Below are 16,591 nucleotides of genomic sequence, written 5' to 3' on the forward strand. Positions count from 1 at the left end.
AAAGACGAGATCTTGGATGCTGTAGAAAAAGACGAGATCTTGGATTCTGTAGAAGAAGAATCTATAAAGCCGGAAGAATCGGTTGTTTCTCGTGCTGGTCTTAAAACTATTGGGTCAGGAGTAATGATGCAAGCTTTTTATTGGGATGTTCCTGCTGGCGGTACCTGGTGGAATGTCGTAAAAGGAAAGGTTAGTTCCTGGAGTAATGCAGGTATCGATGCGATATGGTTACCACCTGTTAGTAAAGCGCAAAACGGTCCTTTTTCTATGGGATACGATCCTTTTGATTATTATGATTTTGGAGAATTTGATCAGATGGGAAGTAGAGAAACGAGATTTGGGTCTAGATCAGAACTAGAGTCGTTAATTTCCAGAGCACATAATAATGGGCTAAACGTTATAGCGGATATCGTTATCAATCATAACAGTGGAGGAGATTTAGAGCCGAATGAATTTGCGGGTAAGAATACATATACCTTGTTTAATCCAATGTCTAATAAGTTTAATAGAACAAAATACGATTTCCATCCAAATGAAGCATACAATTCTGATAGTGGTATTTTTGGAGGTTTTCCTGATTTAAGTCACAATAAATCATATGTGCAAGACTGGTTATGGAAGAGGAATAATTCTGTAGCAAAATATTATAAGAATACTATGGGATTTGATGGTTATAGATTTGATTATGTAAAAGGCTTTGCTCCATGGGTTGCAAAAGAATTTCGAAGATCAACAGGAGTATTTGGAGTTGGAGAATATTGGGATGGAAATGTGAATACACTAAAATGGTGGACAGATCAAGCGCAAATGTCTGCTTTTGATTTCGGATGTTATTATAAAATGAGAGATGCTTTTGTAGGTAATAATCTCAATGCACTAAGTGGCGATATGCTTTGGAAAAGAAATGCTAGTAGGGCGGTAACTTTTGTTGCTAATCATGATACTGATGAAATCTATAACAATAAAATATTGGCATACGCATATATTTTAACGCACGAAGGATATCCTGCGATTTTTTATAGAGATTATGAAGATTGGTTAGATAAAAATAAAATGAATAACTTAATATGGATTCATAATAATTTAGCAGGAGGAAGTACTACAAATTTATGGACTGATAATGATGAATATATTGCAAGAAGAAATGGAGGGTATGGAAAGAATGGTCTTATCGTATATATAAATAACTCCAATTCTTGGAAAGAAAGATGGGTTCAAACAAATTGGTCTAGTCGAAGAATAAAAGATTATACAGGAAGCTCTGGTTGGGAGCCTGTAACTCAAGGTGGAAGATGGGTTAAAATACAGGCGCCACCAAAAGGATATACAGTATGGGCTCTAAAATAATATTTATTAGAACTAGCTTAAATAAATGATATGCAAAAGTCTTATGATTTCCTAAATCAGGTAATTATAAGACTTTTTGTAGAATAAGAATTAGTCTATTAAAAAGCTCTACATTAAAATAATTAAAAAAAACTTTGTAGATAATACTTTTGTAGTATATTTGCATCCTAATTTTTAAAGAAAGGAGGTGCCACTATGTTAATTATACCAGTTAAAGACGGAGAAAATATAGATAGAGCGTTAAAGCGTTTTAAACGTAAATTCGACAGAACAGGAACTATGCGTCAGCTTAGAAAGCGTCAAGCATTTACAAAGCCTTCTGTAGAGCGTAGAGCTCAGATTCAAAAAGCGCAGTATATTCAGCACTTAAGAGATCAAGAAGAAATTTAATTAAATGTAAAACGTTGTGTTTATAGGTTTTTCTTAAGGAAAAATCATACTTCGTTTTTTACTATATAAATTAAGGACCATTGGAAGCTAAAAGTTTTATACTTTTGTCTTCTAATGGTTTTTTATGTTTATAAAAGAGTTTGTTGATTATTTACTGCTGGAAAAAAAATACTCTAAACACACAGTTACTGCATATCAAACAGATTTAGAATCTTTTTCTAACTTTTATTTGCAAGAATATGGAAACGAGGATATGTCGAAATCTAACTATTCGCAAATCCGTTCTTGGATAGTAAGTTTGGTTGATAAGGATGTTTCTAATAGAACTATTAATAGGAAAGTTTCATCGCTTAAAGCATATTATAGGTTTTTGTTGAAGCTAGAGATTATTGAAAAATCTCCTCTAGCTAAACATCAAGCTCTTAAAGTTTCTAAAAAAATGCAAATCCCTTTTTCTGATACCGAAGTAGATGATGTTTTGAAAGTGTTGGAAGAGGGAAGGGATTTCAAAAGTGTTAGAGATCGGTTAATCGTTGAGCTTTTTTATGCTACTGGAATGCGTAGAATTGAATTGGTTAACCTTAAGGTAAGTGATATTGATTTTAATGCTTGTCTGGTTAAAGTTGTGGGTAAGCGTAATAAAGAAAGGTATGTTCCTCTAATACCTTCAATCATTGAAACTGCTAAATTGTATTTAGAACTACGAAAAGATGTTGTAGGGGTGGATGGTAATTTAGAGTTGTTACTTACTGAAAAAGGAGTTAAAATCTACGAAATGCTTGTTTATCGAATCATAAATAGTTATTTTAGTAAGGTATCTTCTAAGGTAAAAAGGAGTCCGCATATACTCAGACATTCATTTGCGACACATCTCCTTAATGAAGGTGCTGATTTAAATGCTGTAAAAGAATTACTTGGTCATTCTAGCTTAGCTGCTACACAAGTTTATACTTATCAGAGTGTGGCACAGCTAGCAAAAGTATATAAGAAATCTCATCCTAGGAATAAAAAGTAATATGGAGGCAATCGTTCTTCTTTCTTTTAGGCTTTAAAAATTTGTTCAACCAATTAAAATATCACCTATGAAAGTAAACTTGCAATCCGTAAATTTTAATGCAGATCAGAAACTTGTAAATTTCACACAGGCAAAATTGGATAAGTTAGAAAATCATTTTAGTCGTATTATTTATGCAGATGTTTTTTTGAAAGTTATGAATACAAGTGGAAAAGAGAATAAGATTACTGAAATTTTATTAAGTGTTCCTGGAGACGAGTTTATTATTAAAAAAATAAATAAAACCTTTGAAGAAGGTGTGGATGAGTGTGTTAGTTCTTTAGAAAGACAGCTTCGAAAACGGAAAGAAAAATTAAATGCACATGTTTGATGATTTTTTTTTAAAAAATGTTTTGTGTAAGAAATAAATTCTATACATTTGCAGTCCGTTAGAAATAGCGGACTTTTTTATGTTCAAAAACATAGTGAAAAGCCGATATAGCTCAGCTGGCTAGAGCAGCTGATTTGTAATCAGCAGGTCGTGGGTTCGAGTCCCTCTATCGGCTCTTTAAAAGTGGTTTTTTTGAAAGAAATTAACACTTTTAAAATTTAATTTTGAATTGTAAAATATTTGTTTACTTTTGCGCTTCGAAATTGAAAAGTTCAGTATTAAATTAGTGAATTATTTGGGGAGATACTCAAGCGGCCAACGAGGACAGACTGTAAATCTGTTGGTTTTTACCTTCGCAGGTTCGAATCCTGCTCTCCCCACACCTTCAATTCTTATTTTTTAGGATTGTAAAAGCGGGAGTAGCTCAGTTGGTAGAGCGTCAGCCTTCCAAGCTGAATGTCGCCGGTTCGAACCCGGTCTCCCGCTCTAAAAGCACAGAGCTAATCTTGATGCATTATTGGCATTGGATTTTTAAAATAAAAATAATGATGAATCGGTTTTCTTTCGATAGTAAATGAAGAACTCTGGTTTATCATTCTGTACTTTAAAAAGCCGGTGTAGCTCAGGGGTAGAGCGTTTCCTTGGTAAGGAAGAGGTCACGAGTTCAAATCTCGTCATTGGCTCTTAGTTCAGAAGCATTAATTGAACACTAATATATAACTAAGATTAAATAAATTAATTATGGCAAAGGAAACTTTTGATCGTTCCAAACCGCACTTAAATATTGGTACTATTGGACACGTAGATCACGGTAAAACAACTTTAACGGCTGCGATTACTAAAGTATTAGCTGATGCTGGTCTTTCAGAGGCTAGAGATTTTGATACTATTGATAACGCTCCGGAAGAAAAAGAAAGAGGTATTACTATTAATACGTCTCACGTAGAATACCAAACAGCTAATCGTCACTATGCGCACGTTGACTGTCCAGGTCACGCCGATTATGTAAAGAACATGGTAACAGGTGCTGCTCAAATGGACGGTGCGATCTTAGTGGTTGCTGCTACAGATGGACCAATGCCACAAACTCGTGAGCATATATTATTAGGACGTCAGGTAGGTATTCCTAGAATTGTTGTGTTCCTTAACAAAGTGGACATGGTTGATGATGAGGAATTATTAGAATTAGTAGAGATGGAAGTAAGAGATCTTCTTTCTTTCTATGAGTATGATGGAGATAATGGGCCTGTTGTAGCTGGTTCTGCTCTTGGAGCTCTTAATGGTGAGCAAAAGTGGGTTGATACTGTTCTTGAATTAATGAAAGAAGTTGATGCTTGGATTGAGGAGCCATTACGTGAAATTGATAAAGATTTCTTAATGCCAATCGAAGATGTATTCTCTATTACTGGTCGTGGTACAGTAGCAACTGGACGTATTGAAACTGGTATTGCTAATACTGGAGACCCTGTAGAGATCATCGGTATGGGAGCTGAGAAGTTAACTTCTACTATAACTGGTATCGAGATGTTCCGTCAAATCCTTGATAGAGGTGAAGCTGGAGATAACGCTGGTATCTTATTAAGAGGTATTGAAAAGACTCAGATTTCTCGTGGTATGGTAATCACTAAGCCAGGGTCTGTAACTCCACATAAGAAATTCAAAGCTGAGGTTTATATCCTTAAGAAAGAAGAAGGTGGACGTCACACTCCATTCCATAATAATTACCGTCCTCAGTTCTACGTACGTACAACTGACGTAACTGGAAACATTGCACTTCCTGATGGAGTAGAGATGGTAATGCCTGGGGATAACTTAACAATTACTGTTGATCTTATCCAACCAATCGCAATGAATGTAGGTCTTCGTTTTGCTATCCGTGAAGGTGGTAGAACAGTAGGTGCTGGTCAGGTAACCGAAATTTTAGACTAAACAATATTTATAATATAAGGAGAGGTATTCGTTACGACGAATACCTTGACTTATGTATACGGGTTTAGCTCAGTTGGTAGAGCACTGGTCTCCAAAACCAGGTGTCGGGAGTTCGAGCCTCTCAACCCGTGCAATGAAAGGATTGATATCTTAGGTTTTGACATAAGATTTTTATAACGAATTTGATAATGGCAATGTACTTGTCATTTTAAAGAATAATAAGATGGCTGGATTAATAAATTACATTACGGAATCATACAATGAGCTGAAAAATCATGTGACTTGGACTCCTTGGGCAGAAGCACAAAGGCTTACATTAGTTACTATAGTTTTTTCTGTTATCTTTTCTTTGGCCATCTGGGGAGTAGATACAGTATTTAGCAATTTGATAGAATATTATTTTACTTTAGTTAAATCATAAAAAATGGCTGAGGTTAGTAATACAAAAAAATGGTACGTTGTTCGTGCCGTAAGTGGGCAAGAGAATAAGGTAAAGGACTATATTGAGAGAGAAATTGCTCATTTAGGAATGGAAGATTATGTGTCTCAAATTTTAGTTCCTACGGAGAAAGTAGTACAGATTCGTAATGGGAAGAAAATAAATAAAGAAAGAGTTTATTTTCCAGGTTACGTAATGATAGAGGCAAATTTATCAGGAGAGATACCACATATTATAAAATCTATTAATGGAGTTATTGGTTTTCTTGGTGAGGTAAAAGGAGGAGATCCCGTGCCACTGAGAAAAGCTGAGATTAATAGAATGCTAGGTAAGGTGGATGAACTTGCTGTAAAAACAGACAATGTTGCTATTCCTTACACTGTTGGTGAAACGGTAAAAGTTATTGATGGTCCTTTTAATGGATTTAACGGAACCGTTGAAAAAGTAAATGAAGAGAAGCGTAAACTTGAGGTGATGGTAAAGATTTTCGGAAGAAAAACACCATTAGAATTAAGTTATATGCAAGTAGAAAAAGTATAATAATTGTTACATTATATATTCTGAATTGTTCTTATTGCTTCCACTTTATAGAGCAATTCTAATTTAAAATTAGAAAAATGGCTAAAGAGATAAGTAAGGTTGTAAAACTTCAGGTACGTGGAGGAGCGGCTAATCCATCCCCACCAGTTGGACCTGCTTTAGGTGCTGCCGGAGTAAATATCATGGAATTCTGTAAGCAATTCAATGGTAGAACACAAGATAAAGCTGGTAAAGTATTACCTGTTGTTATTAGTGTTTATAAAGACAAGTCTTTTGACTTTGTTATTAAAACTCCACCTGCGGCAGTTCAAATACTGGAAGCAGCAAAAACAAAGAAGGGTTCAGGAGAGCCAAACCGTAAGAAAGTAGCTAGTGTTACTTGGGATCAAGTTCGTACGATCGCAGAAGATAAAATGCAGGATTTAAATGCATTTACTGTTGAGTCAGCTATGAAAATGATTGCTGGTACCGCTCGTTCAATGGGTGTTAATGTAAAAGGAGAAGCTCCTTTTTAATCCAAAACGTGTAGAAAATGGCAAAAGTAACTAAAAAGCAAAAAGAAGTTAGAGCTAAAGTAGATAAGAATAAAGCTTATACATTAGAAGAGGCTTCTACTCTAGTAAAAGAAATAACAAACGTAAATTTTGATGCTTCTGTGGATTTAGCGGTTCGTTTGAACGTAGATCCTCGTAAAGCAAATCAAATGGTACGAGGTGTGGTAACGTTACCACACGGAACAGGAAAGGATGTTAAGGTTCTTGCATTAGTAACTCCGGACAAAGAAGCGGAAGCTAAAGAAGCTGGTGCTGATTTTGTTGGCCTTGATGAGTACCTTGATAAAATTAAAGGTGGATGGACTGATGTAGATGTGATCATCACAATGCCTAGCGTTATGGGTAAATTAGGGCCATTAGGACGTGTTTTAGGTCCTCGTGGATTAATGCCTAACCCAAAAACAGGAACAGTAACAATGGACATTTCGAAGGCTGTTTCTGATGTAAAAGCAGGTAAAATCGATTTTAAAGTGGATAAGACGGGAATTGTACATGCTGCAATAGGAAAGTCTTCTTTTTCTGCTGATAAAATTGCCGGAAATGCTAAAGAATTATTGACAACATTAGTAAAGTTAAAGCCTGTAGCTGCTAAAGGAACTTATATAAAGTCAATTTATATCTCATCAACAATGAGTCCTGGAGTAGAAATAGATTCTAAAAACTTTGCTGGGTAATTAAGATAGACGATTATGACAAGAGAAGAAAAATCACAAGTAATTGAAGACTTAACTGCTCAGTTAGCCGAAAATTCTAATATCTATTTAGCTGATATTTCGGGATTAGATGCAGGAACAACTTCAAATTTACGTAGAGCTTGTTTTAAAGCTAACGTTTCATTAAAAGTTATTAAGAATACACTCCTTGCTAAAGCAATGGAGAATTCAGATAAGGATTTCGGAGAATTGCCAGATGTATTAAAAGGGAACACTTCTATTATGTTTTCTGAAACTGGTAATGCTCCAGCAAAAGTAATCAAAGAGTTTCGTAAGAAATCTGAGAAACCTTTATTAAAAGGAGCTTTTGTTGAAGAAGCAATCTTTGTAGGTGACGAAAACCTTGAAGCACTTGTAAATATCAAGTCTAAGGAAGAAGTTATCGGAGATATTATTGGCTTATTACAATCACCAGCTAAGAATGTTATTTCAGCATTAAAATCAGGTGGTGGTACTATAGCTGGAATCCTTAAAACATTATCCGAGAAAGAAGGATAGTATAAGCGTGTACGCACTTTTTAACAAATTATATTTCAATTAAAAAAAATTATTTAAAACGATAGAAAATGGCAGATTTAAAAGAATTCGCAGAACAATTAGTTAACTTAACAGTAAAAGAAGTTAATGAATTAGCTGATATATTAAAAGATGAGTATGGTATTGAGCCTGCTGCTGCTGCTGCAGTTGTTCAAGCTGGACCTGGTGGTGGTGGAGATGCCGCTGAGGAGAAGTCAGAATTTGACGTAATCCTTAAAGCTCCAGGAGGTGCTAAGTTAGCTGTTGTTAAATTAGTAAAAGAATTAACTGGTCTTGGTCTTAAAGACGCTAAAGGATTAGTTGATGGTGCTCCAAGTGCAATCAAAGAAGGAGTAGCAAAAGATGAAGCAGAAGCTCTTAAAGCTCAATTAGAAGAGGCTGGAGCTGAGGTTGAGCTTAAGTAAGCTTACCATATATTGACATAAAGGTTTAGACCTGGAGAATTTTCTCTGAGGTCTAAACCATTTTGCGTATATGACTGTTAGGTTATCATACGTTATTTTTAAAATTTTAATTTAATTCCGTCCATTGATGTTAGCAACGCAAACTGAAAGATTGAATTTTTCTTCCGTAAAGAACAGACCTGAGTATCCGGACTTCCTAGATATTCAGATTAAATCTTTTCAAGATTTCTTTCAATTAGAAACAAAGTCAGAAGAAAGAGGAAACGAGGGTCTTTATAACACCTTCATGGAAAACTTCCCGATTACAGATACACGTAATCAATTTGTACTAGAATTTTTAGATTATTTTGTAGATCCTCCAAGATATGATTTACAGGAGTGTATAGAGAGAGGACTTACCTATAGTGTTCCGTTAAAAGCACGTCTAAAACTTTTCTGTACAGATCCTGAGCACGAAGACTTTGAAACTATCGTTCAGGATGTATATTTAGGTACTATACCTTATATGACTCCTAGTGGTACATTTTGTATCAATGGAGCAGAACGTGTAGTAGTTTCTCAATTACACAGATCACCAGGTGTTTTCTTTGGACAATCTTTCCATGCAAATGGAACTAAATTATATTCTGCCAGAGTAATACCTTTTAAAGGTTCTTGGATAGAGTTTGCAACAGATATCAATAGCGTTATGTACGCTTATATTGATAGAAAGAAAAAATTACCAGTAACTACTCTTTTCCGTGCAATTGGATTTGAGAGAGATAAAGATATTTTAGAGATTTTTGACCTTGCAGAGGAAGTAAAAGTTTCTAAATCTGGATTGAAGAAAGTACTAGGTCGCAAATTGGCCGCTCGTGTTTTGAATACATGGCATGAAGATTTCGTAGATGAAGACACAGGAGAAGTAGTTTCTATTGAAAGAAATGAGATTGTATTAGATCGTGATACAGTTCTTGATAAAGATCACCTAGATGAGATTGTAGATTCTGGAGCAAAAACTATTTTACTTCATAAAGAAGACAATCAAAAAGGAGATTATGCAATCATCCACAATACATTACAAAAAGATCCTACAAATTCTGAGAAAGAAGCAGTAGAACATATATATCGTCAATTACGTAATGCAGAACCGCCTGATGAGGAGACTGCAAGAGGTATTATTGACAAATTATTCTTTTCTGATCAGCGTTATAACTTAGGTGAAGTTGGTCGTTATAGAATGAATAAGAAATTAGGTCTTAATATCGAAATGGATAAGCAAGTGCTTACTAAAGAAGATATTATTACCATAATTAAATATTTGATTGAGCTTATCAATTCTAAAGCAGAAATTGATGATATCGATCACCTTTCTAATCGTCGTGTTAGAACTGTAGGTGAGCAATTATCACAGCAATTTGGAGTTGGTTTAGCACGTATGGCTCGTACTATTCGTGAGCGTATGAATGTAAGAGATAATGAAGTATTTACTCCGATAGATTTAATTAACGCAAAGACCTTATCTTCTGTAATTAATTCATTCTTTGGAACCAATCAGTTATCTCAGTTTATGGATCAAACGAATCCATTAGCGGAGATTACACATAAACGTCGTCTTTCTGCATTAGGACCTGGAGGTTTATCTAGAGAGAGAGCTGGTTTTGAGGTTCGAGATGTTCACTATACACATTATGGTCGTTTGTGTCCAATTGAAACTCCTGAAGGACCAAATATTGGATTAATTTCTTCATTGGCTGTTTTTGCCAAAGTGAATTCTATGGGATTCTTAGAAACTCCTTATAGAAAAGTAGAAAATGGAAAGGTAAACTTAGAAGAATTTAGATATTTAAGTGCTGAGGAAGAAGAAGAAAAATTAATCATGCAAGCCAATCTTCCGTTAAAAGAAGATGGTACTATAGAAAGTGATAAAGTAATTGCACGTATGGAAGGTGACTTCCCAGTTATTGAACCTGATAATGTAAATTATGCAGATGTTGCACCAAATCAGATTGCTTCTATTTCGGCTTCATTGATTCCTTTCTTAGAGCATGATGATGCAAACCGTGCTTTGATGGGATCGAATATGATGCGTCAGGCAGTTCCATTATTAAGAGTTGACGCACCAATTGTAGGTACTGGATTAGAAAGACAAGTAGCTTCCGATTCAAGAGTATTGATAAACGCCGAAGGAGAAGGTGTTGTTGAATACGTAGATGCTCAGAAAATTATCATTAAATATGATAGAACTGAGGAAGAAAGAATGGTAAGTTTTGATAGTGATTCTAAAACTTATAATCTTATCAAGTTCCGTAAAACAAACCAAGGAACTTCTATTAACCTGAAACCAATCGTAAGAGCTGGAGATAGAGTTACTAAAGGTCAGGTTTTATGTCAAGGATATGCTACTGAAAATGGAGAGTTAGCTTTAGGTAGAAATATGAAAGTAGCCTTTATGCCTTGGAAAGGGTATAACTTTGAGGATGCGATTGTAATTTCTGAAAAAGTAGTAAGAGATGATATCTTTACTTCTATTCATATTGATGAGTATTCATTAGAAGTAAGAGATACAAAATTAGGTAATGAAGAATTAACTAATGATATTCCTAATGTTTCTGAAGAGGCTACCAAAGATTTAGATGAGAATGGAATGATCCGTGTCGGTGCGGAAATCAAACCAGGAGATATACTTATAGGTAAGATTACTCCAAAAGGAGAAAGTGATCCTACTCCAGAAGAAAAATTATTGAGAGCGATATTCGGTGATAAAGCAGGTGATGTTAAAGATGCTTCATTGAAAGCTTCTCCTTCTTTACACGGAGTTGTAATTGATAAGAAGTTATTCGCTAGAGCAATTAAAGATAAGCGTAAACGTTCTCAGGACAAAGAAGATATTTCAATTTTAGAAAGATCTTACGATGCTAAATTTGCATTACTTAAAGCTGAATTAGTAGATAAATTATTTGTAATTGTTGGAGGAAAAACTTCTCAAGGAGTTATAAATGATTTAGGTGAAGAAGTGCTTCCGAAAGGAAAGAAGTTTACTCAGAAAATGCTTAATAGCGTTGATGATTATGCTCACCTAACTAAAGGTACTTGGACGACAGATGATCATCTAAATAAGATGGTGGCTGATTTGATTCATAACTTTAAGATTAAAGAAAATGATTTACAAGGTAATTTAAGAAGAGAGAAATTTACAATCTCTGTTGGAGATGAATTACCTTCTGGAATTATAAAACTTGCTAAAGTTTACATTGCTAAAAAGCGTAAACTTAAAGTAGGAGATAAGATGGCAGGTCGTCACGGTAATAAAGGTATCGTTGCACGTATCGTAAGAGAAGAAGATATGCCATTCTTAGAAGATGGAACACCAGTAGATATTGTATTGAATCCATTAGGGGTACCTTCTCGTATGAATATTGGTCAGATTTATGAGACCGTATTAGGTTGGGCTGGTCAGAAATTAGGTAGAAAATATGCTACACCAATTTTTGATGGAGCTTCCTTAGATCAGATTAATGAATTTACGGATGAAGCGGGTATTCCAAGATTTGGACATACATATTTATATGATGGAGGTACAGGAGATCGTTTTGATCAGCCGGCAACTGTAGGTGTTATCTATATGCTTAAATTAGGGCATATGGTAGATGATAAGATGCACGCACGTTCTATTGGTCCATATTCATTGATTACGCAACAACCACTTGGTGGTAAAGCACAGTTTGGAGGTCAGCGTTTTGGAGAGATGGAGGTATGGGCATTAGAGGCATACGGTGCTTCTGCTACTCTTCGTGAGATATTGACTGTTAAATCTGATGATGTAATAGGAAGAGCTAAAACATACGAAAGTATTGTAAAAGGTGAGCCTATGCCAGAACCTGGATTACCGGAATCATTTAATGTATTAATGCATGAATTGAAAGGTCTTGGTCTGGATATCAGATTAGAAGAATAATATGGAGGCAATCGTGCCCTTGGTAAATGCTAAGGGTACGATACTCATTTATTATTCAAATTTAAATTACAATAATTCTTAAGTAACCATATATTATGGCAAGAAATAATGATAAGAATACAGTAAAGAGATTTAATAAAATCTCTATAGGTTTAGCTTCTCCAGAGTCGATTTTAGCAGCGTCTCAAGGTGAGGTTTTAAAACCTGAAACTATCAATTATCGTACTCACAAACCTGAACGTGATGGTTTGTTCTGTGAGCGCATCTTCGGACCTGTAAAAGATTTTGAGTGTGCTTGTGGTAAATATAAAAGAATTCGTTACAAAGGGATCGTATGTGATCGATGTGGAGTAGAAGTAACGGAAAAGAAAGTTCGAAGAGACCGTGTAGGACATATTAATCTAGTTGTTCCTGTAGCACATATTTGGTACTTCCGTTCTTTACCTAACAAAATTGGATATTTATTAGGACTTCCTTCTAAGAAGTTGGATATGATTATCTATTACGAAAGATATGTGGTTATTCAACCTGGTATCGCAAAGAATGAAGAAGGAGAAGCTGTTCAGAAAATGGATTTCCTTACAGAAGAAGAATATCTTAATATCTTAGATAGCCTTCCTCAGGAAAATCAGTACCTTGATGACACTGATCCGAATAAATTCATCGCTAAGATGGGGGCAGAATGCCTTATTGAAATCTTAAAAAGAATTGATCTTGATGAATTATCATACGAATTAAGACATAAAGCAAATAATGAGACTTCTAAGCAACGTAAAACAGAGGCTTTAAAGCGTCTTCAGGTTGTAGAGTCTTTACGTGATGCAAACAAAAATAGAGAGAACCGTCCAGAATGGATGATTCTTAAAGTGGTTCCTGTAATTCCACCAGAATTACGTCCATTAGTACCATTAGATGGAGGTCGTTTTGCTACTTCGGATTTAAATGATTTATATCGTAGAGTTATCATACGTAATAATCGTTTGAAGCGTTTAATGGAAATCAAAGCTCCTGAAGTGATTTTACGTAATGAAAAGCGTATGTTACAGGAGTCTGTAGATTCTTTATTTGACAATACTCGTAAAGCTTCTGCTGTAAAAACAGATTCTAACAGACCATTAAAATCCTTATCTGATTCATTAAAAGGTAAGCAAGGTCGTTTCCGTCAGAACTTATTAGGTAAGCGTGTGGATTATTCAGCACGTTCTGTAATTGTTGTAGGACCAGAGTTGAAATTATTCGAGTGTGGTTTACCAAAGAATATGGCGGCAGAATTATACAAGCCATTTGTAATCAGAAAATTGATTGAGCGTGGTATTGTAAAGACTGTAAAATCAGCTAAGAAAATAATAGATAGAAAAGAGCCTGTAGTATGGGATATCTTAGAAAATGTTCTTAAAGGGCATCCAGTATTACTTAACCGTGCTCCTACGCTTCACAGATTGGGTATTCAAGCTTTTCAGCCTAAATTAATCGAAGGTAAAGCGATACAGTTACACCCATTGGTATGTACTGCATTTAATGCAGATTTTGATGGGGATCAGATGGCGGTGCATTTACCATTAGGGCCAGAAGCAATTTTGGAAGCGCAGTTATTAATGTTGGCTTCTCATAACATTCTGAATCCAGCAAATGGTTCGCCGGTAACAGTACCTTCTCAGGATATGGTTCTTGGATTATACTACATGACAAAGTCTCGTAGATCAACTCCAGAATTAGAAATCAAAGGAGAAGACTTAACCTTCTATTCTCCAGAGGAAGTAGTTATTGCTTACAATGAGAAAAGATTAGATATCAACGCTAATATTAAAGTTAGAACGAAAGATATCGATGAAAATGGAGAGCTTGTAACGAAGATTATAGAAACTACTACAGGTAGAGTTTTATTTAATGAAAAAGTACCTGAGAAAGCAGGATATATAAATGAAGTATTGACTAAAAAGTCTTTGCGAGATATTATCGGCGGTATTCTTAAAGTTACAAGTGTGCCAGAAACTGCTTCATTCTTAGATGAAATCAAGACATTAGGTTATGAATTTGCCTTCAGAGGTGGTCTATCCTTTAGTTTAGGGGATATTATTATTCCTGAAGAAAAGACGAGCATGATTGCTGAAGCCAATGAAAAAGTGGATGGTATTGTATCTCACTATAACATGGGTCTTATTACTAATAATGAGCGTTATAATCAGGTTATTGATATTTGGACGTCTACAAATTCGCAATTGACAGAATTGTCAATGAAGCGTATTAGTGAAGATCAACAAGGTTTCAACTCGGTATATATGATGCTTGATTCTGGAGCAAGGGGATCTAAAGAACAGATCCGTCAGCTTACTGGAATGCGTGGATTGATGGCAAAACCAAAGAAATCGAATTCTGCAGGTGGAGAAATTATTGAAAACCCAATTCTTTCTAACTTTAAAGAAGGTCTTTCGATTCTTGAATACTTTATCTCTACACACGGTGCTCGTAAAGGACTTGCAGATACTGCATTAAAGACAGCAGATGCAGGATATCTTACACGTCGTTTGGTAGATGTTGCTCAGGACGTTATCGTAAACATAGAGGACTGTGGAACATTAAGAGGTGTAGAGGTTACTCCTTTAAAGAAAAATGAGGAAATTATAGAAGGTCTTGCTCCACGAATTGCGGGTAGAACTTCATTGGTAGATGTTATAAATCCTTTAACTCAAGAAGTATTAGTAGAAGCAGGCGTAGAAATTGATGATGCAACTGCTAAAATTATTGAGGATTCTCCAGTGGAGTCTGTAGAAGTTCGTTCTCCGCTTACTTGTGAGGCTAAGAAAGGAATCTGTGTGAAGTGTTACGGACGTAATCTTGCTACTGGTAAAACAGTGCAAATTGGAGAAGCTGTAGGTGTTGTTGCTGCTCAATCTATTGGAGAGCCAGGTACGCAGCTTACATTACGTACTTTCCACGTAGGAGGTATTGCAAGTAACATTTCTGAAGAAAATCAACTAAAATCTAAATTTGCTGGTAAAGCTGAAATAGAAGAATTGAAGACCGTTAAAGGTGAAGATTCTGAAGGAAATGAAATTGATGTTGTGATTTCTCGTACATCTGAGATTAAAATTATAGATCCAAAAACTAAGATTGTACTTAGTACCAATTTAATTCCTTATGGGTCACAGTTATTTATTAATAGCGGTGATATGGTAGAAAAAGATCAAAGTATCTGTCAGTGGGATCCATATAATGGTGTGATTATTTCAGAATTTGCTGGTAAAGTAAAATATGAAAATGTAGAACAAGGTGTTACTTATCAAGTTGAAATAGATGAGCAAACTGGATTCCAGGAGAAAGTAATTTCTGAATCACGTGATAAGAAAAAGATTCCTACCCTTCTTATAATGGGAAGTGGAGATGAAGTACTTCGTTCTTATAACCTTCCTGTTGGTGCGCACCTTATGGTAGATGATAATGATAAGATTAAGGTTGGTAAGATCTTAGTGAAGATACCGCGTAAATCTGCAAAAGCAGGGGATATTACAGGAGGTCTTCCTCGTGTGACTGAGTTATTTGAGGCACGTAACCCTTCTAATCCAGCAGTGGTAAGTGAAATCGATGGTGTAGTTTCGTTTGGTAAAATCAAACGTGGTAACCGTGAGATTATCGTAGAATCACGAATAGGAGAGATCAAGAAATATCTTGTTAAATTATCGAATCAGATTCTTGTTCAAGAGAATGATTTTGTAAGAGCAGGTATGCCATTATCAGATGGTTCAGTTACTCCAGAAGATATTTTGAAAATCAAAGGACCTTCTGCTGTTCAACAATATTTGGTTAATGAAGTTCAGGAAGTATATCGACTACAAGGTGTGAAAATTAATGACAAGCACTTTGAAGTAGTAGTACGTCAGATGATGCGTAAAGTTAGAATTCAAGATCCAGGAGATACTATTTTCTTAGAAAATCAATTGGTACATAAATCTGATTTTATTCAGGAGAATGATGCTATATTCGGAATGAAGGTGGTTGAAGATGCAGGTGATAGTGAAAATTTAAAGGCTGGTCAGATTGTTTCTCCTAGAGAATTGAGAGATGAGAATTCTATCTTAAGAAGAGAAGATAAGAACTTAGTAGAAGCTAGAGATGTTACTCCTGCTACTGCAACTCCAATACTTCAGGGTATTACAAGAGCATCACTTCAAACTAAATCATTTATCTCTGCGGCATCCTTCCAGGAAACTACCAAGGTTCTTAATGAAGCTGCGGTAAGTGGTAAAGTTGATGATTTAGAAGGATTGAAAGAGAATGTAATCGTTGGACATAGAATTCCTGCTGGAACAGGTATGAGAAGTTACGAAAGTATCATAGTAGGTTCCAAAGAAGAATTCGAAGATCGAATGGAACAACGACAAGAAGTAAATTATAATTAATTTGTAAAGCCTGCCAATT

13 protein-coding genes and 5 tRNA genes are annotated in these 16,591 nt (G+C 35.3%); all 18 read left to right on the forward strand.

Translation table 11 applies throughout. The features are described 5' to 3' along the window. Positions 1 to 9 precede the first annotated feature (9 nt). The 18 genes from GBO31_RS25240 to rpoC all read left to right on the forward strand — a co-directional run bounded on the left by GBO31_RS25240 (position 10) and on the right by rpoC (position 16,572). Positions 10 to 1,347, forward strand: a complete 1,338-nt coding sequence (locus GBO31_RS25240; RefSeq protein WP_343211350.1) for an alpha-amylase — start codon at positions 10 to 12, stop codon at positions 1,345 to 1,347. A gap of 195 nt (positions 1,348 to 1,542) precedes the next feature. Further along, positions 1,543 to 1,737, forward strand: coding sequence for a 30S ribosomal protein S21 (gene rpsU, locus GBO31_RS25245; RefSeq protein ID WP_034242830.1), 195 nt, complete (start codon positions 1,543 to 1,545; stop codon positions 1,735 to 1,737). A 124-nt stretch (positions 1,738 to 1,861) separates the two neighbouring features. Further along, positions 1,862 to 2,752 (forward strand): tyrosine-type recombinase/integrase, encoded by an 891-nt coding sequence (locus tag GBO31_RS25250; protein ID WP_219011418.1) that lies wholly within the window; start codon positions 1,862 to 1,864, stop codon positions 2,750 to 2,752. 67 nt (positions 2,753 to 2,819) lie between these two features. Further along, positions 2,820 to 3,122: a ribosome hibernation-promoting factor, HPF/YfiA family gene (gene hpf / locus GBO31_RS25255; protein WP_219011419.1), complete on the forward strand. Its 303-nt coding sequence runs from the start codon at positions 2,820 to 2,822 to the stop codon at positions 3,120 to 3,122. Between the two features lie 101 nt (positions 3,123 to 3,223). Further along, positions 3,224 to 3,297 (forward strand) — tRNA-Thr (locus tag GBO31_RS25260). A gap of 122 nt (positions 3,298 to 3,419) precedes the next feature. Further along, positions 3,420 to 3,502, forward strand: a tRNA-Tyr gene (locus GBO31_RS25265). 33 nt (positions 3,503 to 3,535) lie between these two features. Beyond that, positions 3,536 to 3,608 (forward strand) — tRNA-Gly (locus GBO31_RS25270). Positions 3,609 to 3,733: 125 nt separating this feature from the next. Further along, positions 3,734 to 3,805 (forward strand) — tRNA-Thr (locus tag GBO31_RS25275). A gap of 58 nt (positions 3,806 to 3,863) precedes the next feature. Continuing rightward, positions 3,864 to 5,051, forward strand: coding sequence for an elongation factor Tu (gene tuf / locus GBO31_RS25280; RefSeq protein ID WP_219011420.1), 1,188 nt, complete (start codon positions 3,864 to 3,866; stop codon positions 5,049 to 5,051). Positions 5,052 to 5,109: 58 nt separating this feature from the next. Then, positions 5,110 to 5,182 (forward strand) — tRNA-Trp (locus tag GBO31_RS25285). A gap of 92 nt (positions 5,183 to 5,274) precedes the next feature. Then, positions 5,275 to 5,472 (forward strand): preprotein translocase subunit SecE, encoded by a 198-nt coding sequence (gene secE, locus GBO31_RS25290; protein WP_219011421.1) that lies wholly within the window; start codon positions 5,275 to 5,277, stop codon positions 5,470 to 5,472. A 3-nt stretch (positions 5,473 to 5,475) separates the two neighbouring features. Further along, on the forward strand, positions 5,476 to 6,030 hold the full coding sequence (gene nusG / locus GBO31_RS25295) for a transcription termination/antitermination protein NusG (RefSeq protein WP_219011422.1): 555 nt from the start codon (positions 5,476 to 5,478) through the stop codon (positions 6,028 to 6,030). A gap of 77 nt (positions 6,031 to 6,107) precedes the next feature. Continuing rightward, entirely contained in the window at positions 6,108 to 6,545 is a 438-nt protein-coding gene (rplK, locus tag GBO31_RS25300) for a 50S ribosomal protein L11 (protein ID WP_219011423.1), read from the forward strand. 17 nt (positions 6,546 to 6,562) lie between these two features. Next, on the forward strand, positions 6,563 to 7,258 hold the full coding sequence (gene rplA, locus GBO31_RS25305) for a 50S ribosomal protein L1 (RefSeq protein ID WP_219011424.1): 696 nt from the start codon (positions 6,563 to 6,565) through the stop codon (positions 7,256 to 7,258). Positions 7,259 to 7,273: 15 nt separating this feature from the next. Next, positions 7,274 to 7,795 carry a 50S ribosomal protein L10 gene (rplJ, locus tag GBO31_RS25310; RefSeq protein WP_219011425.1) on the forward strand — a complete coding sequence of 174 codons (522 nt, stop codon included), beginning with the start codon at positions 7,274 to 7,276 and terminating at the stop codon, positions 7,793 to 7,795. A 68-nt stretch (positions 7,796 to 7,863) separates the two neighbouring features. Next, entirely contained in the window at positions 7,864 to 8,238 is a 375-nt protein-coding gene (rplL, locus tag GBO31_RS25315; RefSeq protein WP_219011426.1) for a 50S ribosomal protein L7/L12, read from the forward strand. A gap of 127 nt (positions 8,239 to 8,365) precedes the next feature. Then, entirely contained in the window at positions 8,366 to 12,175 is a 3,810-nt protein-coding gene (rpoB, locus tag GBO31_RS25320; RefSeq protein WP_219011427.1) for a DNA-directed RNA polymerase subunit beta, read from the forward strand. A gap of 95 nt (positions 12,176 to 12,270) precedes the next feature. After that, positions 12,271 to 16,572 carry a DNA-directed RNA polymerase subunit beta' gene (gene rpoC, locus GBO31_RS25325; RefSeq protein ID WP_219011428.1) on the forward strand — a complete coding sequence of 1,434 codons (4,302 nt, stop codon included), beginning with the start codon at positions 12,271 to 12,273 and terminating at the stop codon, positions 16,570 to 16,572. Positions 16,573 to 16,591: the final 19 nt, after the last annotated feature.

Origin of the sequence: Aquimarina litoralis, assembly GCF_019295435.1 — a bacterium.
In the GTDB taxonomy this organism is placed as follows: Bacteria; Bacteroidota; Bacteroidia; order Flavobacteriales; family Flavobacteriaceae; genus Aquimarina; species Aquimarina litoralis_A.